19 protein-coding genes are annotated in these 20,786 nt (G+C 38.7%); 17 read left to right on the top strand and 2 right to left on the bottom strand.

The window, feature by feature from the left end; all coding sequences use genetic code 11:
* Positions 1-75: 75 nt before the first annotated feature.
* The 8 genes from recN to LEP1GSC203_RS11065 all read left to right on the top strand — a co-directional run bounded on the left by recN (position 76) and on the right by LEP1GSC203_RS11065 (position 10,449).
* Positions 76-1,785, top strand: coding sequence for a DNA repair protein RecN (recN, locus tag LEP1GSC203_RS11100; RefSeq protein WP_002974230.1), 1,710 nt, complete (start codon positions 76-78; stop codon positions 1,783-1,785).
* 75 nt (positions 1,786-1,860) lie between these two features.
* Positions 1,861-2,475, top strand: coding sequence for a MotA/TolQ/ExbB proton channel family protein (locus LEP1GSC203_RS11095; RefSeq protein WP_002973929.1), 615 nt, complete (start codon positions 1,861-1,863; stop codon positions 2,473-2,475).
* A gap of 9 nt (positions 2,476-2,484) precedes the next feature.
* Positions 2,485-2,916 carry an ExbD/TolR family protein gene (locus LEP1GSC203_RS11090; RefSeq protein WP_002974100.1) on the top strand — a complete coding sequence of 144 codons (432 nt, stop codon included), beginning with the start codon at positions 2,485-2,487 and terminating at the stop codon, positions 2,914-2,916.
* 4 nt (positions 2,917-2,920) lie between these two features.
* Complete coding sequence (locus LEP1GSC203_RS11085; RefSeq protein ID WP_039937775.1) at positions 2,921-5,797, top strand: BamA/OMP85 family outer membrane protein; 2,877 nt, start codon at positions 2,921-2,923, stop codon at positions 5,795-5,797.
* Positions 5,798-7,981 carry an ATP-dependent helicase gene (locus LEP1GSC203_RS11080; RefSeq protein WP_002973721.1) on the top strand — a complete coding sequence of 728 codons (2,184 nt, stop codon included), beginning with the start codon at positions 5,798-5,800 and terminating at the stop codon, positions 7,979-7,981.
* An 18-nt stretch (positions 7,982-7,999) separates the two neighbouring features.
* Complete coding sequence (locus tag LEP1GSC203_RS11075) at positions 8,000-8,428, top strand: LIC11625 family surface-exposed protein (RefSeq protein WP_002974544.1); 429 nt, start codon at positions 8,000-8,002, stop codon at positions 8,426-8,428.
* 18 nt (positions 8,429-8,446) lie between these two features.
* On the top strand, positions 8,447-9,316 hold the full coding sequence (locus LEP1GSC203_RS11070; protein WP_002973698.1) for a 3'(2'),5'-bisphosphate nucleotidase CysQ family protein: 870 nt from the start codon (positions 8,447-8,449) through the stop codon (positions 9,314-9,316).
* Positions 9,310-10,449: a glycosyltransferase family 4 protein gene (locus LEP1GSC203_RS11065; protein ID WP_002973832.1), complete on the top strand. Its 1,140-nt coding sequence runs from the start codon at positions 9,310-9,312 to the stop codon at positions 10,447-10,449. The genes LEP1GSC203_RS11070 and LEP1GSC203_RS11065 overlap by 7 nt, the downstream gene beginning before the upstream one ends.
* Here the strand turns inward: LEP1GSC203_RS11065 and LEP1GSC203_RS11060 are convergent.
* Positions 10,432-10,740, bottom strand: a complete 309-nt coding sequence (locus LEP1GSC203_RS11060; protein ID WP_039937928.1) for a hypothetical protein — start codon at positions 10,738-10,740, stop codon at positions 10,432-10,434. The genes LEP1GSC203_RS11065 and LEP1GSC203_RS11060 overlap by 18 nt on opposite strands.
* Before the next feature lie 89 nt (positions 10,741-10,829).
* On the opposite strand from LEP1GSC203_RS11060, the gene LEP1GSC203_RS11055 reads away from it, so the two are divergent.
* The 3 genes from LEP1GSC203_RS11055 to LEP1GSC203_RS11045 all read left to right on the top strand — a co-directional run bounded on the left by LEP1GSC203_RS11055 (position 10,830) and on the right by LEP1GSC203_RS11045 (position 14,176).
* Positions 10,830-11,351, top strand: coding sequence for a TlpA family protein disulfide reductase (locus tag LEP1GSC203_RS11055; RefSeq protein WP_002973977.1), 522 nt, complete (start codon positions 10,830-10,832; stop codon positions 11,349-11,351).
* 135 nt (positions 11,352-11,486) lie between these two features.
* Complete coding sequence (locus tag LEP1GSC203_RS11050) at positions 11,487-13,421, top strand: AMP-dependent synthetase/ligase (protein ID WP_002973821.1); 1,935 nt, start codon at positions 11,487-11,489, stop codon at positions 13,419-13,421.
* A gap of 83 nt (positions 13,422-13,504) precedes the next feature.
* Positions 13,505-14,176 carry an LIC11631 family protein gene (locus LEP1GSC203_RS11045; protein WP_039937772.1) on the top strand — a complete coding sequence of 224 codons (672 nt, stop codon included), beginning with the start codon at positions 13,505-13,507 and terminating at the stop codon, positions 14,174-14,176.
* Here the strand turns inward: LEP1GSC203_RS11045 and LEP1GSC203_RS11040 are convergent.
* Positions 14,160-14,711, bottom strand: a complete 552-nt coding sequence (locus LEP1GSC203_RS11040; RefSeq protein WP_232225890.1) for an LON peptidase substrate-binding domain-containing protein — start codon at positions 14,709-14,711, stop codon at positions 14,160-14,162. The two genes, LEP1GSC203_RS11045 and LEP1GSC203_RS11040, sit on opposite strands and share 17 nt — an antisense overlap.
* A gap of 111 nt (positions 14,712-14,822) precedes the next feature.
* Between LEP1GSC203_RS11040 and rfaE1 the strand changes: the two genes are divergently transcribed.
* The 6 genes from rfaE1 (at position 14,823) to LEP1GSC203_RS11010 (ending at position 20,751) form a co-directional block, all read left to right on the top strand.
* Complete coding sequence (rfaE1, locus tag LEP1GSC203_RS11035) at positions 14,823-15,842, top strand: D-glycero-beta-D-manno-heptose-7-phosphate kinase (RefSeq protein WP_408605598.1); 1,020 nt, start codon at positions 14,823-14,825, stop codon at positions 15,840-15,842.
* Complete coding sequence (gene rfaE2, locus LEP1GSC203_RS19445; RefSeq protein ID WP_002973905.1) at positions 15,839-16,327, top strand: D-glycero-beta-D-manno-heptose 1-phosphate adenylyltransferase; 489 nt, start codon at positions 15,839-15,841, stop codon at positions 16,325-16,327. The genes rfaE1 and rfaE2 overlap by 4 nt, the downstream gene beginning before the upstream one ends.
* 63 nt (positions 16,328-16,390) lie before the next feature.
* On the top strand, positions 16,391-18,013 hold the full coding sequence (locus tag LEP1GSC203_RS11025; RefSeq protein WP_039937767.1) for a CTP synthase: 1,623 nt from the start codon (positions 16,391-16,393) through the stop codon (positions 18,011-18,013).
* Position 18,014: 1 nt separating this feature from the next.
* Positions 18,015-18,860, top strand: coding sequence for a 3-deoxy-8-phosphooctulonate synthase (gene kdsA, locus LEP1GSC203_RS11020; protein ID WP_002973608.1), 846 nt, complete (start codon positions 18,015-18,017; stop codon positions 18,858-18,860).
* A gap of 11 nt (positions 18,861-18,871) precedes the next feature.
* Positions 18,872-19,417 (top strand): LPS export ABC transporter periplasmic protein LptC, encoded by a 546-nt coding sequence (gene lptC, locus LEP1GSC203_RS11015; RefSeq protein WP_002974406.1) that lies wholly within the window; start codon positions 18,872-18,874, stop codon positions 19,415-19,417.
* Positions 19,414-20,751: an LptA/OstA family protein gene (locus LEP1GSC203_RS11010; RefSeq protein WP_002973566.1), complete on the top strand. Its 1,338-nt coding sequence runs from the start codon at positions 19,414-19,416 to the stop codon at positions 20,749-20,751. The genes lptC and LEP1GSC203_RS11010 overlap by 4 nt, the downstream gene beginning before the upstream one ends.
* Positions 20,752-20,786 lie beyond the last annotated feature (35 nt).

Here is a 20,786-nt window from a genome sequence, read left to right as displayed (position 1 = left end):
TGTATTTTTCTAAAAAATTTCGTTGACTACTTATTTGTTAAGTAGTAATTGTATGTGTAGCAAACAGGAGTCTATATGATCACACATTTGAAAATTAAAGATTTTGCACTCTTCGAATCCCTAGAACTTTCCCTTTCGGATGGTCTTACTGTCTTTACTGGTGAATCCGGTGCCGGAAAATCCTTAATTTTCGATGCATTGGCTTCCCTGTTTGGGGGACGTTGTTCGACTGCGAATATCCGCCAAGGTAAGGAGAGGTATTCCTTACAGGCAGTGCTTTCTCTTACTGGTCAAAACCTAGCGAAAGACTACTTAATGGAACAGGGATTTCGTTACACCGGGGATGAAATTGTCATTACCAAAGAACTGATGAAAGATGGAAAGGCTCGTGTGAAAATTGGAGAGAGTTTGGCATCCACCACACACCTAAGAGAACTTGGAAAATCTATGGCCGAGATCCATTGCCAAAACGAACAACTCTTCCTTCTCGAAAAATCCAACCAATTGGAATTTTTAGACAGATACGGCAATTTAGAATCCCTAAAGTTCAAATTTAAATCGGCATTACAACAATATAGACATTGGAAACAAAAACTTTCTGATTTTGAAGAAACCAGAAGGACAATGCTCAAACGAAAAGAAATTCTAGAGTATGAAATTGAAGAGATTGAATCTATTTCCCCAAAAGAAGGGGAAGATGAAAGTCTATCCACAGAAGAATCACTTTTGGCAAACGGAGAAAAACTAGCAGAGAACTACCGTTTGGTGCTAGAAGAATTGACTGAAAAAGAAAATTCGATTCTCAAAGTGTTTCCGACTCTCATCCATGCCATTCAGAAAGTATCCATTTTGATCCCAGAAAAAAAGGAAATGTTGGAAGAATGGGAAGAAGTCTATGACAGATTAAAATCACTTAAGGCAGTCATCAGAGAAGAAGAAGAGGAACTTTTTTTTAGTCCAGAAAGATTGGATATGGTTCAGTCCAGACTCCAAGATATAAAGAAATTAAAGAAAAAATACAATGTCAGTTTGGCCGAGATCAATCTTTTACTCGAAGAGAAAAAATCGGAGCTTGATCGTTGGAATGAACAAGCTGGGGATGAAGATTTTTTACGGATCAAAAAAGACCAATGTCTGACCGAAATGAAAGAACTTGGGTTTCAACTTTCCAAATTGCGTCGCAATGTTATCTCACAGTTTGAAGAGGATGTCCAAAAAGAGATGGCTGATTTGGGACTAGAAGGTGGAAAACTGCAAGTGGTTCTTCGTTGGGAAGAAAATCCTGAAGGGGAAGTGGAAGAAGGGTCCAAATCTTATTTTCTTTCCGAATCTGGTTTAGACCAGATTGAATTCTATTTTAGTGCCAATCCAGGAGAAAAGCCGCGCCCACTCCGTAAAGTGGCTTCTGGTGGGGAGTTATCACGGGTGATGCTTGCTCTTCGGAGTGTTCTTGGAAAACAGGCGCCCTCTCCTCAAATGTTGGTTTTGGATGAGGTCGACACTGGTCTGGGGGGGGAAGCAGCGGAAGCAATGGCAACAAAGCTTAAAAAACTAGCACGAAACTCGCAAATCCTTCTGATCACACACACTCAGCAGGTAGCAGCCTCTGGGGACCATCAAATTAAGATCGAAAAACGCCAAGAAGGTGGGAGGACGGTGTCAATTGCTTCCATTCTTGACTTTGAGGAAAGGAAACGGGAGCTCGCTCGAATGATTGGTGGCAAACAAATGACCTCTGCGGTGCTGAAGGCAGCGACAGATTTACTAATGAAAAAAGCAGGGTAGAGTCGTAAAAATAGTATTTGGCGAAAAAGGGAAGACTGAAAACTCTATTCGTAATCCTTCAATGGGGTCCCATTCATGTTTTTTCCTTTCGCCAAATCAGATTCAATCATTTCCTCGGTTCCTCCGCAAACCATTCCCATTTTAATCATCTTTGTATCCATCGTTGGTTTTACCATCATCGTGGAACGACTTGTTTATTACTGGAAACTAAAAGCGATCCCTCAAGACCATTTCAAAAGAGTTCGTGAACTGGCTCGTGAACAAAAATGGGATGAAGCAAAAGATGTGTTAGGTCAAGATGTACAATCACCTGCCGCAGTTCTCCTTCGTATGGCATTTGAACTCAAACGCCGTGGAATTGAGTTTTGGGAAGAAGACATCCGCCAAGAAGGATTCCGTCAAATTTATTTAATGGAACGATATTTGACTGGTCTTGGAACCATTGCCACCATAGCCCCTTTACTTGGAGTTCTCGGAACAGTCATTGGAATTGTTCGTTCCTTTGCGGAGGGTGCAGGGACACAAGGTGCAGAAGTTGGGATTTCTGAAGCATTGATTACCACTGCTATGGGTCTTGGAATTGCAATCCCCGCTTACATTTTTTATAATCTTTTCTCTCGAATGAAAGAGGAAAGAATTACGGAAATGGAAAACGTAACGGATTTGGTGTTACCACACCTAAACAAATAAACAAACGAAATGAAATTTCGCAAAACGCAAAAATCATTTAATAATATCGAACTTGCACCTCTCATCGATGTTATCTCCTTTATAGTGATTTACTTTTTGATGAATGCTACTTTGGAAAAGAACACTGCTTTGAAAGTAGAGTTACCTCGTTCTTCCAGCGTAGCAAAAGAAAAACAAAAAGATGAGTTAGTCATCACTGTAGATAAACAAGGGAAAATTTATTTAGACCAAAGTTCGGAACCTGTTCCGCTAGAAGGTCTAACAGAAAAAATAAATGGGTTCCTTGGTCCTGAAAAAGAAAGAGATCCTAAAAAAAACAAAGTCATTATTCGTGGAGATGGTGGTGCGTCCTACCAAGTTGTAGTTAAGGTAATCGATGCAGTCAATGCTGCAGGTGTTAGTCGCTTTAACTTAGCAATGGTAAAGGGCACAACTAAGTGATTTTTTGAATATTCGAAAAACAATAAAATTCATTAGCCTATTTGTCTTATCTCTGCTTTTGCTAGTTTCGGCAGAATGGGTATCCCTTTGGTCGAATCGTTCTGTATACTTAGATAAAGTGATTACCAAAGTTGAGTTCAAAGGGAATATCAATACTTCCTCAGACGACATTTTGGATTTAATGGACATGCGTCCTGGAATGCAGTTATCCCAAGGGCTTTTGAATGCGGACATGCGTGCTCTTTTTGTTTCTGGATTCTTTTACCATATTGACATCCAAGGAGAAATGGATGGAGAAGGCGTAAAGATCCTTGTTGTAGTGAAAGAAAGACCTCGGGTAAAGGATATAGATTTTATCGGGGCTGATGAAGTTTTCCCTTCAGATTTACGAGATAAGATCCCGTTAAAGGAAAATGAAGTGATCACTCCGAAGAAAGTAACCCTTTCTAAAGAAGTTATTTTAAAGAAATATCGAGATGAAGGTTTTTTTCTCGCTTACGTTCGTTTTGAAACAGAACCAGTAAATCCAGATACGAACACAGTTAAAGTTAAATTTATCATTGATGAAGGGGAAGAAATTCCCGTTAGTAAAATCAATATATTCGGTAATAGTGAAATTGATACTTATGATATCCAAGGTATCATGGATTTAAAGGAAAGTGGAATTATTGAATCTGGTGTGTTTAAAGAATCTGCTTTTGAATCTGATAAACAAAAAATATCTGCTTATTTAAAATCCAGAGGATATGTCGATGCAGAACTCAGTAATGAAGGAACCAATTGGGAAATTCGCTGGGAAAATCCTCAGAAGAAAGACAAACGTGTTGTGATCGTTAATTTTAAGATTAGCGAAGGCGAACAATATTTTTATAATGGATATACGACAAACCATGACATGACCATTGCACCAAATGGAATGCCACAATTTTTAAACAAAGAAAACAATCCTATCGGCACTCCCAAAGAGGAATGGTCTCCGGTTTACCCAGTCAAATTTTTAGAGGATCAGTTTGAATTTGCTCCTGCCGATGTAGGGGAAGTTTTTGATGAAACAAAATTCCAAAAGGACAGGGCTTCCATTAACGAAGCTTATTCTGCCAAAGGGTATTTGTTTGCTCAGGTCATTCCGCGTCGGAAAGTGATTGAGTTAAGTGATGCATCTTTGTCTCGTTATGAAAATTGTGATAAACGTGGAAGTTCTGATGCTACTGTAGATTGTAATGAAGAATATAGTCGTCTAAATGTAGCTAAATTACGAAAGATATATGATGATGAACCGAAGTTAAGAGGAAAAAAATTCATTCACGTAGATTTTACGATTCGTGAAAACAACTTAGCTTTTATCGAAAACATCATTATTAAGGGAAATAAAAAAACACAAGACCGGGTAGTTCGAAGAGAACTTTTATTTAAACCAGGTGATCTTTTTAATTCAACTCTTGTCAATAGGTCAAGGGAACGTATTTTTAACTTAGGTTATTTTAAAGAAGTAAACTTTAATATGAGACCTGGTTCTGATGAAACCAAAATGAACCTAATCATTGAACTTGTGGAACAGCCTACTGGAACTGTCTCCATGGGAGGAGGTTATGGAACGATCACTGGATTTTCCATCTTTACTCAGTTAGGTGAAAATAACCTGAATGGATCGGGGCAACAAATTACCGGTCGTGTGGAATTTGGACCTATCCGTCGTTATTTGCAAATTTCTTGGACAGAACCATGGTTTATGGACAAACCTTGGTCGCTTACGCTTTCCGCATTTTATTCTTCCCGAACTTTGTTTGTGGGTGCCACTTCTATTACAGAGAACAACAACCAAGGGATTAAGGAAGTTGCTTCATACGAACGTGCTGGGGTCGGTGTCAGTGCAGGACTTGGTCATAGATTCCTAATCAACTGGACACACTTCCATCGTTATTCTCCATCCTTTTTTGCATCAACTCGGCCAACATCACTCGTATCTGATCAGGTACTAGCTGAAGTAGATCGCGGATGGCAATTTCGTTCCCAACTTACCAATGGTATTGCTTATGATAGTAGGGATAACGTATTCAATTCGACCCAAGGTTTTAATTTAATTTTCTCTGTGGATAACGTGGGCCAGTTCCTAGGGGGAGAGTCACATTTCGATCAGTTTAGTCCTATTTTAGAATACTATCATACCTGGTTCGATTATACATTCTTTGGTCTCATCCGCAAAAATGCTCTTAGGCGATGGCGTGTGGTCCAACAATTCCGAACTTCATCTGTGTTTACATTTGAAAGGACACCTAAGTATAAAAATCAGGATAAAGAACGGATCCCCTACATTCAAGTTCAGGACCGGTTGTTCCTCGGAGGATATGAATCTCTTCGTGGTTGGTTTTTTGATGATAAATACTATCCTGATGAATGGAAAAATGGTGCCTCCAGCCGGGTTTTGTTTACTTCAGAGCTCCGTTTCCCCATCGAACCTTCGTTACTCTGGTTTGTTGTGTTCTTCGATGCAGGCGCTATGTATGAACAAATCAACAGAGCAGTGGGGGAAAGAAAAGAGTTCTTTAAGAACTATGATTCTTTGGTCCAAGCACAAAGATATTCTGAACCAGTGGAAACTTACCTTTATGAAAATTATAATTCCTTTGGCCAAAAAATTCCAGACTCACCTTTGGTTGTCAATGATCCGGGGAATTTAGTCCTTTCTAGCAAAAACTTATCAATGTCTAATTTTCGATTTTCTTGGGGTTTTGGACTTCGAATTCAAATTCCAGTATTGCCGCTTCGATTGTATTTTGCACAAAGAATTCGGTATACTGGGGTAGAAGAACGGCCTTTTGGATTGTATCCGGACAATAATAGCTTTCAATTCGTTTTTGGTATTGGGGATATGCGATTCTAAGTGGAGTTAGTTGGACTCAATTCCGAGCAAAAACGAGCTGTCGAATCAGTAGACGGACCACTTCTGATTTTGGCAGGTGCGGGTTCAGGTAAAACTCGTGTAATTACTTACAGAATCGCAAACCTCATCTTAAACCATAAAGTTTATCCAAATCAAATTCTTGCTGTCACTTTTACCAACAAAGCAGCAGAAGAGATGCGTATCCGTTGCAGAAGTTTGTTACCTGAAGGGAATGGAGAACCTTTTGTTCGGACTTTTCACTCTCTTTGTTTGTATTTACTACGTAGAGAAGGTAAGGTTTTGGGACTTGGGAATAATTTCACAGTCTATGACAGTGATATGCAAGAGTCGCTAATCAAAGAAATTTTAAAATCCAAAGATATGGATACAAAAGAGTTTCGACCTTCAAGTCTTGCCAATACTTTCTCTGCTGCAAAAGATTCTTTTATGACGGCAGACGAATATGCCAAAAAGAAAGCAGATGATTCCTATACAAAAACCATCGCTTCCGTATTTTTAGAATATGAAAAACGAAAAGATTTAAGAAATGCTTTGGATTTCGGAGATCTTATTCTAAAAACCGTTATTTTGTTTCGTGATTTTCCAGTGATTTTGGAAAAATACCAAAGGCTTTGGAAATACATCATGGTAGATGAATACCAGGATACAAATAAAATCCAATACCATTTGGTACAATCACTTTCGTCATTTCACAAAAACCTTTGTGTAGTGGGAGATGATGATCAGTCCATATATTCATGGCGTGGAGCTGATATTTCTAATATTCTAAATTTTAAAAAAGATTATCCAGATGCAGTCGTTGTCAAATTAGAAGAGAATTATCGTTCTACTAAAACTATTATTGAAACAGCTGCCGCATTAATCTCTAATAACAAACAAAGAACAAATAAAACTCTTCGAACAGAAAATCCAATGGGTGATAAAATCAAACTCACCTCTTATCAAAATGAATTGGAAGAAGCAGAGGGAATTGTCCAAAAAATTCAAGTTGGAGTGAGAAAGGGCCAGAAGTATTCTAATTTTGCAGTATTTTATAGAACCAATTCCCAGTCCCGATACTTTGAAGAGGCTCTCCGAAAAAAAGCAATTCCTTATAAGATATTTGGTGGGTTTCGGTTCTTTGATAGAAAAGAGGTAAAAGATTTAATTGCTTACCTTTCCGTTGTGGTCAATCCTGTGGATTCAACTTCTCTTCTTCGTATCATCAACTCACCTCCACGAGGAATTGGAGACACCACTGTCAGTCGGTTATTATCATATTCCGTTAATGAAGGCCTCTCGTTGTTTGAATGTTTGGGTAAGTCCATACCTGAAATCAAAAAGGGAACCTTGCAAAAGTTAGCTTCTTTGTATCGAATGTTTGACTCTGCGATGGAGGATCTTGGTAGAAAAACTCCATCGGAAATTGCTTATGATGTTTTAGAACATTCTGGATACAGGGAATTTTTGGAAAATGAAGGTACAGAAGATTCTTTTTCCCGGCTTTCCAACTTAAATGAATTTGTAAATGCCCTCAAAGAATTTGAAGAAAACAATCCTGAGGCTACGCTTGAAGAATATTTAGGAAACATCTCTCTGATTACAAGCGAAGACAATACCAAGGACTTACCTGACTATGTAATCCTTATGACTGTTCATAATGCCAAAGGTTTAGAATTCTATCATGTATTTATGGCAGGTATGGAGGAAGGGACCTTTCCCCATTTTTTATCTATAGATTCTGCGGATGGATTGGAAGAAGAAAGAAGGCTTGCCTATGTTGCCATCACTCGGGCGCGAAAGAATTTAGAGATAAGTTTTTCTCGGTTCACCCGTAAGTTTGGAGAAATCGAAGCCCGACTGCCTTCTCAATTTTTGGAAGAACTTCCTAGCGAATTTGTGGAGGGTGAGTTTACCGAAAACCGTTATGGGGTGCGCAGGCCTGAATTTACTCCAAGAGCCGAAAGATTTCAAAAATCGGAAGAAAAATTCGAAACGGTTCTTGCAAAGACAGGGGATGGAAATTTCCAAGTGGGGACAAAAGTACGTCATAAAGTTTACGGGGAGGGGCGGATCTTAACGATTTCAGGATCAGGAGATAACCGTAAGGTAGAAGTGAGATTTGGTTCTCATTTGGATAAAAAATTCTTATTGGCATACACACCATTAGAGATAATTTCATGAACTAGAAGAGGAATGACTATGAAACGATTTTGGATATTAAGTATAATTATATTGTTTCCGGTAACGGTTATTTTTGCACAGCAAAACTCCGGTTTGGCGGAAGAGTTTACTAAACTAGAAGATTACCTTCGAAATCCAAAATTAACGGAAGAGCAGAAAAAAAAGAATTTTGAAACCAATATGGTTAGTTCAGTTCGTAGTACACTTTCCAAACGATTAGCAAATCCAAAAAAAGATCTAAAAGAACTTAAATTCCAAGATTTACAGACGGAACGTCCAGAAGGAACAAATACATTTTTTGTTAAATATAAAAACTATTATTTTCAATACCTATTTCCTGTTGATCCCGAGACATATGTTACTTCTCCTTCAGAAGAAATTGTATTAGAAAAACCGGAAGGTTTGGATTTAGGTTCAAACGCTCATAAAGAAGAAAAAAAGAATTAGATTTCCTATAAGGACTGAATGGAAGAAAGAGATTTCAGGGACGTTTGGCGGTGGGTATTATCAGTTGGAGACTCAATCCTTTCCATTTATAAAACGGACTTTCAAATTCGTGACAAAGGTGGGAACGATCCAGTAACAGAAGCGGATTTATTTGCAAGTGAGTACCTTTTTGAAAAAATCTCTGCAAGATTTCCTAGTCATGGCTTTTTGTCAGAGGAAAAAACGGATACAAATAGACGTTTGGACAAGGAATGGGTTTGGATTTTAGATCCCATTGATGGAACTCGCGAATTTGTTAAAAAGAATGATCAGTTTGCCTTAAGTTTGGGTCTTGTTCGAAACGGAGAAGCGATTTGGGGAGTGATCTTTAATCCAGCTACAGGTGAGTTTTTTTCCAAAAATCGAAATACTTTTTTTGCAAAGTTACAACCTCCATTTGCAACGGAAGAAAATTTTAGAACCTTAGTTGTTGAAAGTAGTTCCGTATTACACCCGCTAGAGGAGTCAAAGCCGGTTGCAGCAAAACCGATATTACTTGTCTCCTTATCGGAAATGAAAGAAGGTTTATTTTCAGATGCCTTTTGGCATGAAGATTTTGAAATTCGTTCCATGGGCAGTATTGCCTATAAATTAGGACTACTCTCTGCAGGTTTTATTGACCTCATTGTATCTTTAAAACCAAAGAATGAATGGGATATTTGTGGGGGAATCGCTCTATTGGATGAAGAAAATTTTATTTGTTTTCCATTGAAAGACAAAGGATATCAATTCAACCAAGCACAAACTCTTTCATTTGGTTTAGTTGCTGGGAAAAAAACAGCTGTCAATTATTTGGAATCTAAAATTGATTTCCATCAATTATCTCTAAAGGTAAAAGAACGATGGTAAGGACCAAACGGATTGGATTAGATGCAAGGCCATTGTCGACAAGGGTATCCGGAGTAGGTAGGCTCATTGCCGAAACTTTAAAAGCATTCCCTCATAAAGAGGAATATGATTTCTTTTTATTCTCACATTTACCCATACATGAAGACCATAAGGCTGTTTTGGATCTACCCAATGTTAGCTTTGTACCGGGAGGCGGATTTTTGAAATGGAAGGGAGGTTTGTATTACAATCTCTACATTCCGCTTTATTTATTAAAAAACAGACTCGATTTGTTTTGGGGTTCCCAACAAGTTTTGCCTCCTTTTTTGCCAAGGAGTTTAAGAGCTGTTTTAACTTACTGTGATTTAGTATTATATTTATACCCAGAAACTATGCGGTGGATTGCTAAAATCCAACAAAGGTTATTTCAAAGTTACTCTGTTAGGCGATCCAGTTTCATTTTATCGATTTCCAAACAAACAAGTGATGATATGTGTCGTAAGTTTGGATACCCCGAAGATCAAACGGGTGTGTCTTATCCAGGAGTGAATCAAACGGAGATGACAAAACTTTTGGAAACTAAAGTTTCTGTTAGAGTGAAAGATTTAGGAACTGATTTTCTTTTGTCTGTATCTACGATTGAGCCAAGAAAAAACTATCCTTTTTTACTCAATGTTTTTCGTGAATATCGTAAACTTGACCCCCATCATTACCGCCCTTGGGTGATCGTCGGAAAAATTGGTTGGGAATCACCTGAGTTTATAGAAGAATTATTACAAGAACGCGCATTATACAAAGACATTTATATCCTAGATTCTGTTTCCGATTCGGAACTGCAACATCTCTACAAACGAGCCGGTTTATTTGCCTTTGCGAGTAAATATGAGGGATTTGGAATTCCTATGGTGGAAGCAATTTTCCATGGTTTGCATTGTATTGTTTCGGATATCCCCACCTTTCATGAAATTGGAAAAGATGGGGTCACTTATCTTCCTTACCATACCAAGGAAGATGCAAAACTTTGGGCCGAAGCCATTAAAAAATTTTTTGAACATCCAACACAACAACAACTGTCTATCGATGAGTTTACTTGGGAGAAGGCAGCAAAAATTACCGAAGAGGTATTTCGCAAAGTTTTAGAGGAAGGAGAATAATCCCTTTTTTTTGGTGACAACACCAGAGTAGAGAATTTTCGACTTATCTGAAATCGGAAGAACATGGAGATGAAACCGATCTCTCGTCATCGCTTGGATTTCACATTCCCAATCAGCATCTTTTGCGATAAGTTTAATTTTGTCGCAGAGGACTTCTGATTCTAGTAACCAAGTCAGTGAAAACTCGGATTTCCCGCGTTTGAAATGGGATTTGGTTTCTTTTGCGTTTGATTTCCAGATAACGGTTGTTTCATCCCCGGTTTCATAGGGTTGGATTGTGGAAGGAATCATAGAAATTCCTTTTCCGTTCCAGTTTCCCTTTACGTATTCATTCCATTCGTCAAAATTGGAAAAGTAATTATAAATCAGTGAATTCAAATATGATGACCCAGGCTTTTTTGAACCTTAGATCCAGCTTTTATCTTATCTTTATCCTATCTCTCCTTTTTTGTAAACCAGAAGGTCCTGTCAGTGATTTTTATCCTGAACCTCTTCCGACACTTGCGGGAGGGAAAGAATCATTGGAATCGTTTCAAGGCAAAGTCGTTGTTTTGGATTTTTGGGCTACTTGGTGTGAACCTTGTGCCAAGGCAGTTCCTACTATCAACCAGTGGAAAGCTTCTGTTTCGACTACGGATTTTGTATTTCGCGGAATCAATACTGATACTACAGAACCCATAGAAAAAATAAAAAAAGATAGGGAAAGGTTGAAAATGAATTATCCCACCTTACTAGATAAAGACTGGAAAATGACAGATTTTTATCAGGTAGAGGGAATTCCATGCCTCCTTGTATTTGACCGGTCTGGTAAAATCGTCTATCGTCAGTATGGTCTTGCTTCATCGGACCTTTCTGGGCTTGTCATACGCTCTCATGTATGGGCTGCGTCGGAACTGCCATAATTGTGCAATGCGAAACAACATTTTGATTTTCCATTGATTTCGATGACAAGATTGAAAATGTCTTGACTCATGTTCGTTAAAAAAGTCCCTTAAAGATACCTTTTTACGTTTTCTTTTGAGAAAGGAGTCAGAATAATGCCAGCCAATTTGCCCGAACTCTTCCAGCAGAGTGCTGAAAAATTTGGGAACCGCCCCGCGTTCGTTAGTAAAGACGAATCTAAGTCCTATAAACCCGTCACTTTTCAAGAAGTATATGATCTTGGTATCAACCTAGCAGAAGCTCTCATTGATTTGGGCGTATCCGCGAAAGAGAATGTTGCCCTGCTTGCCGATAACCGATTGGAATGGATTGTTTCCGATTATGGAATCCTAATGGCTGGTGCAGCAGATGTTCCGCGAGGAACTGATATTACCGATTCAGAAATTGCTTATATTCTAAATCATTGTGAAGCAAAAGTGGTTTTTCTTGAGAATGATAAAATGCTCGAGAAATTCCAAAAGAATCGCTCACAATTGGAATTTGCTAAGACTCTCATTGTTATGGATAAAAAATCTACAGCAACGGGTGTCCTCAAACTTTATGATTTGATTGAAAAAGGTAAGGACCTGAGAGCAAAAGGATCTAAAAAAGCGGAAGAGCGAATGAATGCCATTGCTCCTGATGATCTTTTTACAATCATTTACACTTCAGGAACTACAGGGATGCCAAAAGGGGTTATGTTGAAACATAGCAACATGATCCACCAAACGTCTGTAATTCTAAATAGCATGATCGAAATCAAAAAAGATGAAAGGATGTTATCTATCCTTCCTGTTTGGCACGTTTTCGAAAGAGTATTTGAATACTTAGCCATCGCTGCCGGTTGTGCTACATACTACACCAACGTCCGTGACCTTCGTGATGACATGAAAAAGGCAAAACCTACGTTTATGGCATCTGCTCCAAGACTTTGGGAAAGTATTTATAACGGAATTTATACTAGAATCAATGATCCAAAACAAACTCCAGCGATCCGTCGCGGTCTTTTCAATTTGGCCTATTTTTTCTCTAAACATTTCAATGCTGCCACAAGGTTTTTGAAAGGAAACCAAGTAGATTATGTAGGAAGAAACCCAATCGTTTCTCTCTTCAAAGGATTTTACTATTTGGTTTTGGCCATTGTCCTTGCGATCCCTTATTTCTTACTGGATTTAGTAGTGCTTTCTAAAATTAGAGAAGCAACTGGTGGGGAGCTCAAAGCTTCTGTTTCCGGTGGTGGCGCTTTACAACGACATGTAGATGCTTTCTTCAATGATATTGGAATCAACGTACTAGAAGGGTATGGAATGACGGAAACTTCACCGGTCATATCTGTTAGGACTTTCAAAAAATTGGTCCAAGGATCTGTAGGTCAAATCACTCCGGAAACTTCTGTCCAGATTCGGGATGATTTAGGAAAGGTTCTCACTCATGTGGATGCCAACCAAAAATTAATTTCCGGTAAGTATGGTGCTCGTGGTGTGATCCATATCCGTGGACCACAAGTGATGAAAGGATATTACAAAAATCCGGAAACCACTGCAAAAGTTCTGAAAGACGGTTGGATGGATACAGGTGACATTGGAATGTTCAATTTCAAAAAGACCCTGACCATTACTGGCCGAGCGAAAGACACTGTGGTTCTTCTTGGTGGTGAAAACGTAGAGCCGGTTCCGATTGAGGACAAACTCACAGAATCTCCATTCATTGCACAGTGTATGGTCATTGGCCAAGATCAGAAAAACTTGGGAGCCCTTGTCGTTCCAGATTTTGATAAATTGACGGAATGGGCAAAAGAGAATGGAATTTCTGAGACGGACAAACAGAAACTCATTGACCACCCCAAAGTGTTAGATTTCTACAAAAAGGAAATCAAAGCCTTAAACAATACCAAAACTGGATTTAAGTCTTTTGAACAAGTGACTCCGTTTATCCTCATTACCAAACCGTTTGAAGTGGGTGATGAATTGACAAACTTATTCAAAATGAAACGCCACTTGATTACAGAAAAATACAAAGATAAAATCACATCTTTGTATGCTGCTGATTAAGAAAGGTTAAATTTCTAGATCGCCCGCGTCCCTGCGGGCGGTTTTTACTCTTCTGTTTTTCACCTCCAGTCGATACTCTTATTGTGAATCGATCGGACGGATCTTTAGTTTCCTCATCTACAGGCGTTTTTTACCCCTACCAACACCAGGACTTTTATGCCATGGATTCCTTGTTTTTATCTCACTTGAAACAGGAAGAAGTCTGGGATTTTCAATCTGTTTCTCAAGTGCATTTAGGTTTTCTTGGATTTCTAACTTTGCGCGGTTTTTTACGAGAAACCTTGTCTTTGCCAAAACTCCAAGTCCAAGGGTTGTCCAAACATTGGAAGTCCTACCTTGCCAAAGTGAATTTTTTGGGTAAAGGAGTTCCTTGGGAATCCAAAGACTTCATCCCAAACTTGGTTACAGATGCAACATCCGCTCTTACGGAGTTTGGTGGAAAAGGCCACTGGGCAACCGAGTTTCATTGGGAAAAACAAGATAAGGAAACTACTTCCGTATTTTTTGCAGCTACCAACAAACAAAGTGATGGTGATGTTGCCATTAGTGATCTAATGAAAGATTTTTTACATTATTCCCAAACCAATCATTATTTGGACAGGGCATACATCCGAAAGGAAAATTCAAGTTATCTATATTTGAATTCTAAAGAAGCCAATCCAAGGGTATTCTTTCGAGAAAATCCAACGGACTTGCCGGAATTTTTGTTTTTAGTGGCTGAATTAAAAACAAAAACTTCTACTCACTCAAATTAAGACCAAGGAGGACTGTTTTTAATAGGTCTGCTTTGGTTTCTAAGTGAGTAGTTTCTAAAATGGTTTGTTTTGTTTTAAAATCGAAGTAGATAAGTGAAGCAATAAAATCAACCGGATAAGGATGAACCAAAATTTGGTTCATTTTTAAGATAAGGTCTTCTTCGGCACCTTCAGCCAGTAAGATGCGTTTGGTGAGAACCAGTAACTCTTCAATTTTTTCTTTTAAACCATCAGTGACATTTTTATTTCGTTCATGTTCCCTGCGCACCATTTGAGCAATATAAAAAGGTTCGGTGGAATCTAAACTCACAATTTCTGCAGTTCCAATTCCTTCTAAAATGATATTGGACCTTCCATCCGGTAGGGATTCTTTTTGAATGATGTGTCCGTAACCCACCACTTCTGGGATAGGCGGAAGACCGGAACTAATCCAATTTTTAGGATAGGGTGCCATTCCTAGTTCCCCTCCGTTTTCCATACAAAAATCGAGCATCATCCGATATCTCGGTTCAAAGATATGAAGTGGCAAAAACATCCCCGGAAACAGAAATACATCTGGCAAGGGAAAGAGAGGTAAGGGGAAGGTTGACACAGAGAAAGGTTTTAGATTCTCTGTTTAGTTGTAAACCAATTCAAGGATCTGGCTTTGTTGAAAATCAGGAAAACTTCACTTCGTAAATCTTTTGAGGATTTGGCAAAAATCAAAATCCTCGTGATCGGAGATTTGATTTTAGATGAGTATTTGATAGGCTCTGTGGAAAGGATTTCTCCTGAAGCACCGGTTCCTGTGGTTTGGGTTCGAAACGAAAAACAATCCTTAGGTGGATCGGGCAATGTAGTGCAGAACCTTTCATCGATTGGTGTATCGGGTGTCGTTTTTGGGAGAATCGGTTTAGACAAAGCTGGAGATTCTCTAGAAGGACATTTAGTCGCCAATTCGGTGGCAAAGGAAGATTTAGTTTTATTAAAATCAAAAACTTTACCAACCATTCTAAAAACAAGAATCATCGCCTCCCACCAACAAATTTGCCGTGTGGATCGGGAAGAAGTGGTTCCACTGACGAAAGACGAGGAAAAAAATATTTTAATTCAATTTGAATCTAAATTGAAAGAGTGCGCGGCTGTCATTTTATCCGACTACGACAAAGGATATTTAACACCATCTCTCATCCAATCCGTCATCGCACTTTGTAACCGAGAAAATAAAATTGTGACCGTTGACCCGCAAGTAAGCCATTTTTTCTTATATAAAAATATTCATATCATGACTCCAAACCACCACGAAGCCGGAAAAGCTTTGGGTCGAAAACTGACAAGTGATGCTGAAATCGAAACCGCATGTCGAGAGATTTCAGAAAAACTCACACCCGATGCGATGATGATCACTAGGGGCGAAAAAGGAATGTCTATTTATGAAAGAAAAAGAGATTCTTTTTATCACATTCCTACAGTAGCCAAAGAAGTATTTGATGTGACGGGTGCTGGAGATACAGTGATTACTACCTATACTGCTTTTGTTGCCACGGGAATGGCCATTGCTGATGCTGCTCTCATTTCCAATGTAAGTGCTGGAATCGTTGTAGGTAAGTTAGGTGCCGCTACAGTCACACAAAAAGAAATTGAAGAAGCACTGCAAACCTTAGGTTACTTAGAAGGAGAATCATGAGTTTTTATTCTAATCTCAACTCTAAAATCATCTCGTTTGACCAGATAGAATCAAAAAGAAAGGATTTGGAAGGGAAACGAATTGTATTTACCAATGGCTGTTTTGATATTTTACATCCGGGCCATGTGACCTATCTTTCCCAAGCAAGAGATTTGGGGGATCTTTTATGGATTGGAGTCAATTCCGATGCAAGTGTTAGGCGACTGAAAGGCGAATCAAGACCAATCAATTCCTGTGAGGATCGGATGATTGTGCTTGCTGCCTTGTCCGCAGTGGATTTTGTATCCTCCTTCGCAGAAGATACCCCTCTTGAAATGATTAAAAAAGTAAAACCTTCCGTTCATTCCAAAGGAGGAGACTACCAAGTCGAAACCCTGCCGGAATACCAGATTTTAAAAGAGATGGGAGCGGATATTCAAATTTTACCTTTCGTTCTAGGAAAATCGACAACTAAGATTTTAGAAAAAGCCAAATCTCCTTCCTAAACGTATTGATTTTGGACCCAAATCCCGCCAGTCTGTAAAAAACATTCTTTTTTGAGGTCCATTTTGTCCAAGACCAGATATATATTTATTACCGGTGGCGTTTCATCTTCCTTAGGAAAAGGGGTCACTGTGGCAGCTCTCGGCTGTTTGTTAGAAGCCAGAGGTTATACCGTCTCTTTACAAAAAATGGATCCCTACATCAACATTGACCCAGGTACCATGAGTCCGTACCAACATGGGGAAGTGTATGTGACCGAAGACGGAGCGGAAACCGATCTTGACTTGGGATATTACGAACGATTTACAAAATCAAAATTCTCTAGAAAAAATTCTGTTTCCACGGGTCAAATTTATCACGCTGTGATTGAAAGAGAAAGAAAAGGTGATTATTTAGGAAGAACCGTACAAGTTGTACCTCACATTACCAATGAAATTCGCAGTCGAATTTACAACCTAACACGAGACCAAGAAACAGACTTTGTCATTGTAGAAATTGGCGGAACTGTAGGTGACATTGAGTCGGTTCCTTTTTTGGAAGCCATCCGCCAAATGCGATATGAACATGGGGCAAGCCAAGTTTTGTTTTTGCATCTAACTCTTGTTCCGACAATCACTGCGGCGGGAGAGGCAAAAACAAAACCCACTCAACACTCAGTAAAAGAACTTTTGGCACTCGGAATCCAACCAGACATCTTAATTTGTAGAATTAATAAACCCATGTCCAAAGAGATGAAAAATAAAATTTCTCTCTTTTGTAACGTTAAAGAACAAAATGTAATCTCTGCTGTAGATATCACAACTTCCATTTATGAAATTCCACTTATGTACAGGGAAGATAAATTGGATGAAGTGGTTCTAAATGCATTAGGAATGGATCTTCGTAAACTAAATTTTTCCCAGTGGGAAACTATGGTCAAAAAAATTCGTAACACGAAAAAGACCGTAAAAGTAGCGTTAATCGGAAAATACATTTCTCTTCAAGATGCATATCGATCAGTATATGAGTCTTTGGCGCATGGCGGGATTGCCAACGACGTAGAAGTAAATGTAATCAAAATCAATCCGGAAGATATCGACATCAAAAATGTAAAAGAACATCTAAAAGGCGTTCATGGAATTTTAGTACCTGGTGGTTTTGGGGAACGTGGGATTGAAGGAAAAATTGCAGCCATCCAATATGCAAGAACCAAACAAATTCCTTTTTTTGGAATTTGTTTAGGAATGCAATGTGCGGTGATTGAATTTGCACGAAACGTTCTTGGTTTCAAGGATGCCAATTCCACTGAATTTAAACCTAACGTAAATTACCCGGTGATTTCTATGATCGAAGAACAAAAGGAAATTGAACGTATGGGCGGTACTATGCGACTAGGAGCTTATCCTTGTATCGTAAAAAAAGGAAGCCTTGCTTATTCCGAATACAAAGCGGAACGGATATCGGAACGACATAGACATAGGTTTGAATTCACTTTGAGATACAAAGATGATTTTGAAAAAAAGGGAATGAATTTAACTGGATTTTCACCTGATGGAAGTTTGGCGGAGATTGTGGAAGTGGCTAGCCACCCATGGTTTGTCGGAGTTCAGTTCCATCCAGAATTTCAATCGAAACCAACAGACCCGCATCCACTGTTTGCAGGTTTTATCAAAGCAGCATCCAAATTAGCGAAGAAAACGGAGGATTAATATGTACGATTTAATTGAAGAAAGAGAATTTTTCGGTAAAAAAATCGGGGGTCGTAATCCCTTTTTTCTCATTTCCGGACCTTGTGTTATGGAAAACAAAGAATTACTCGACAGAGTCTGCGGAGAGATGAAAGCTATTTGTGATGATTTAGGGATAGTTTATATCTTTAAGTCTTCCTTTGATAAAGCAAACCGCTCCTCTATCAATTCCTATCGTGGTCCTGGTTTGGAAGAAGGAAGGAAACTTCTAGATTTTATCAAAAATAAATACAATGTTCCTGTACTTACTGATATCCATGAAACTATCCAAGTGGATCCACTAAAAGACACAGTTGATATCTTCCAGATTCCTGCATTTCTTAGTCGCCAAACAGATCTGATTGCAAAAGCAGCGGAAACTGGCAAATGGGTGAATGTAAAAAAAGGCCAGTTTATGGCTCCAGATGACACTCGTCATATCAAAACAAAAATCCAAGAATCAGGATCGGAAAAATACATGGTAACCGAACGAGGCGCAAGCTTCGGATATGGAAACCTTGTTTTTGATCTTCGAGGCATTCCTATGATGCACAAACACGGAATTCCAATTGTATTTGATGGAACCCATTCTGCACAACTTCCCGGTGCAGCAGGGAATATCACGGGTGGACTTCGCGAGTTCATTCCTCATATGATGCGTGGTGCGGTTTCAGTTGGTGTAGAGGGACTTTTTATGGAAGTACATCCTGATCCAGAAAAGGCCCTTTCTGATGCTACAACACAATTCCCTTTAGCAAAGGCAAAAGGTCTTTTAACACAACTTTTAGAATTGGATCGTTTGGTAAAAACCAAATTTTTAGAGGATTAAGATTACCCTATATGATGCGAAGGGTCTTAAATCTATTCTTTGTTTTGGCAATGGTCCATTGTAAAGATAAAGAATACCTACGCATTGAAGTGGAAAAAGAATCTGGTTCCATGGTCTCCATGCGTAATTTCTCCCGAACATCTTACAAAGAATCAGGGGAATTGGAGTGGAAACTAAAAGGGGACGAATCTTACATATTTCCCAAAGATAACAAAACGATTGTATATGGTTTTGAATTCAAACAATATGAAAAAGGAAATGTGACTTCCGCAATGACAGGTGACCGTGGTGAGATCAATCACTCAACGAAAACGGTAGTTCTTAGCGGAAAAGTTAGGTTAAAAACAAATGATGGTAAATTCATCGAGTCAGAATCTTTAACATACAATTTGGATGAAAAGACCTTATCCTCGGAAGACGATGTTCTCGTGTATTCTGATGGAACCACAATTCGTGGGAAAGGGCTTCGTGCTGATAAAAGTTTGAACAAATTCACAATCATCCAACCAAAGGCCGTGACTGTGGGCGGTAGTAACCCCTTGAAGGAAAAACAATGAAAAAACAAATTCTAATGCTGTTTTTTACTGTTTCTTTCCTACAAGCAAATCCATCGCCTATTCCTGTGTTATATGGATCAGAAGATTTATTAAAAAAAGAAAATCCCATCTTTATCGAGAATAAAAAAAAGGAAAATAAAGATAAAATTCCTGTCCTATGGGGAGGAAGTAGCCTGACCCAAGAAGAAAGAACCATCAATGGAATTCCAATGAAGGTATTTATTTTAGGTGGTGGTGCTTATATTATGCATAAAACCATCAAACTTAGTGCCCGAGAAATTGAAATCATTGGTGAAGATGCATTGATTGGGAATTTAAAGGGTCAAGTGGTTGTTGAGGACTTCCAAAACGGAGTCACTCTAACAGCGACAAAAGGAATTTATAATAAAATGGGTGGTACCGTGAGTTTGGAAAACCATCCAGTTCTTACCCAAAAAAAAGATGGCAAGGTAGTTAAAATCCAATGCCAATCCATCGTTCGGTATTTAGAAGAAGCAAAAACCACTTTAGCAGGTAAGGTTGTTGTGACATCTGACGAATTTCAGGTGTTTGGCGAAGATGCGGTATTTTCCGAAAAAGAAGATCGGATTGACCTTGCAGGGGAACCATTTTTGTTTTCCGAAAATCGTTTTTTAATTGGAAGAACACTTTCCTACTTTGTCAAAGAAGGAAGTATTCAATTGGATGGTGATGCAACCATCTATCAAGTATCATACGAAAATAAAAAAGATAAAGAAAAAGATACCACAACCAAAGAACGAGTAGTGACCCTATTTACAGGAAAAACATTAACTCACCAGAATAAGGGAAAAGATACAATTACCTCAATGAATGGGGATGCCTTTATGTATAAAAAAAGCTCTGAGTTTAAGGCTAATCTTTTAGAAAGTCGTCGTAACAATAAAGATATTAAGGCCACCGGAAATGTAAGTTATTTAGATCGTGAAAATGCTTATAGAATGGAAGGTGGGTTACTTTCGTATGATAAAGAAAAAGGTTATTCTTATTTAACGGAAAACCCTCGGATTGTGTTTTTGGATAAAAAGGAATTAAAGGAAAGAGGACAATTGACCTCTGTCTTTTTGGAACGGTTTGATGAGCGGTTTGAAACTGTAGCCAGGGGAAATGTCCAAGTGGAAACCCAAACAGCAACCGCTACCGGTGAATATGCAACTTATTATGAAAAACGAGACGAATTGGTTTTAGAGGGGAATCCGACCCTGGTAAAGGACAACACCAAAGTTTCTGCAGGAAAGATCATACTCTTTCCTAAATCGGACAGAGCCTACTTAACTGATGGACTTAAGGTTATACCGAATGGCGAAAAAAAGTAAAACGCAAACGATAAAACGAGAGATTGATCCAGATG

The sequence above is a fragment of the Leptospira terpstrae serovar Hualin str. LT 11-33 = ATCC 700639 genome (genome assembly GCF_000332495.1).
Taxonomy (GTDB): Bacteria; Spirochaetota; Leptospiria; order Leptospirales; family Leptospiraceae; genus Leptospira_A; species Leptospira_A terpstrae.
Note: the sequence above shows the minus strand (reverse complement) of the source record. Positions and strands in the feature narration are given on the sequence as shown.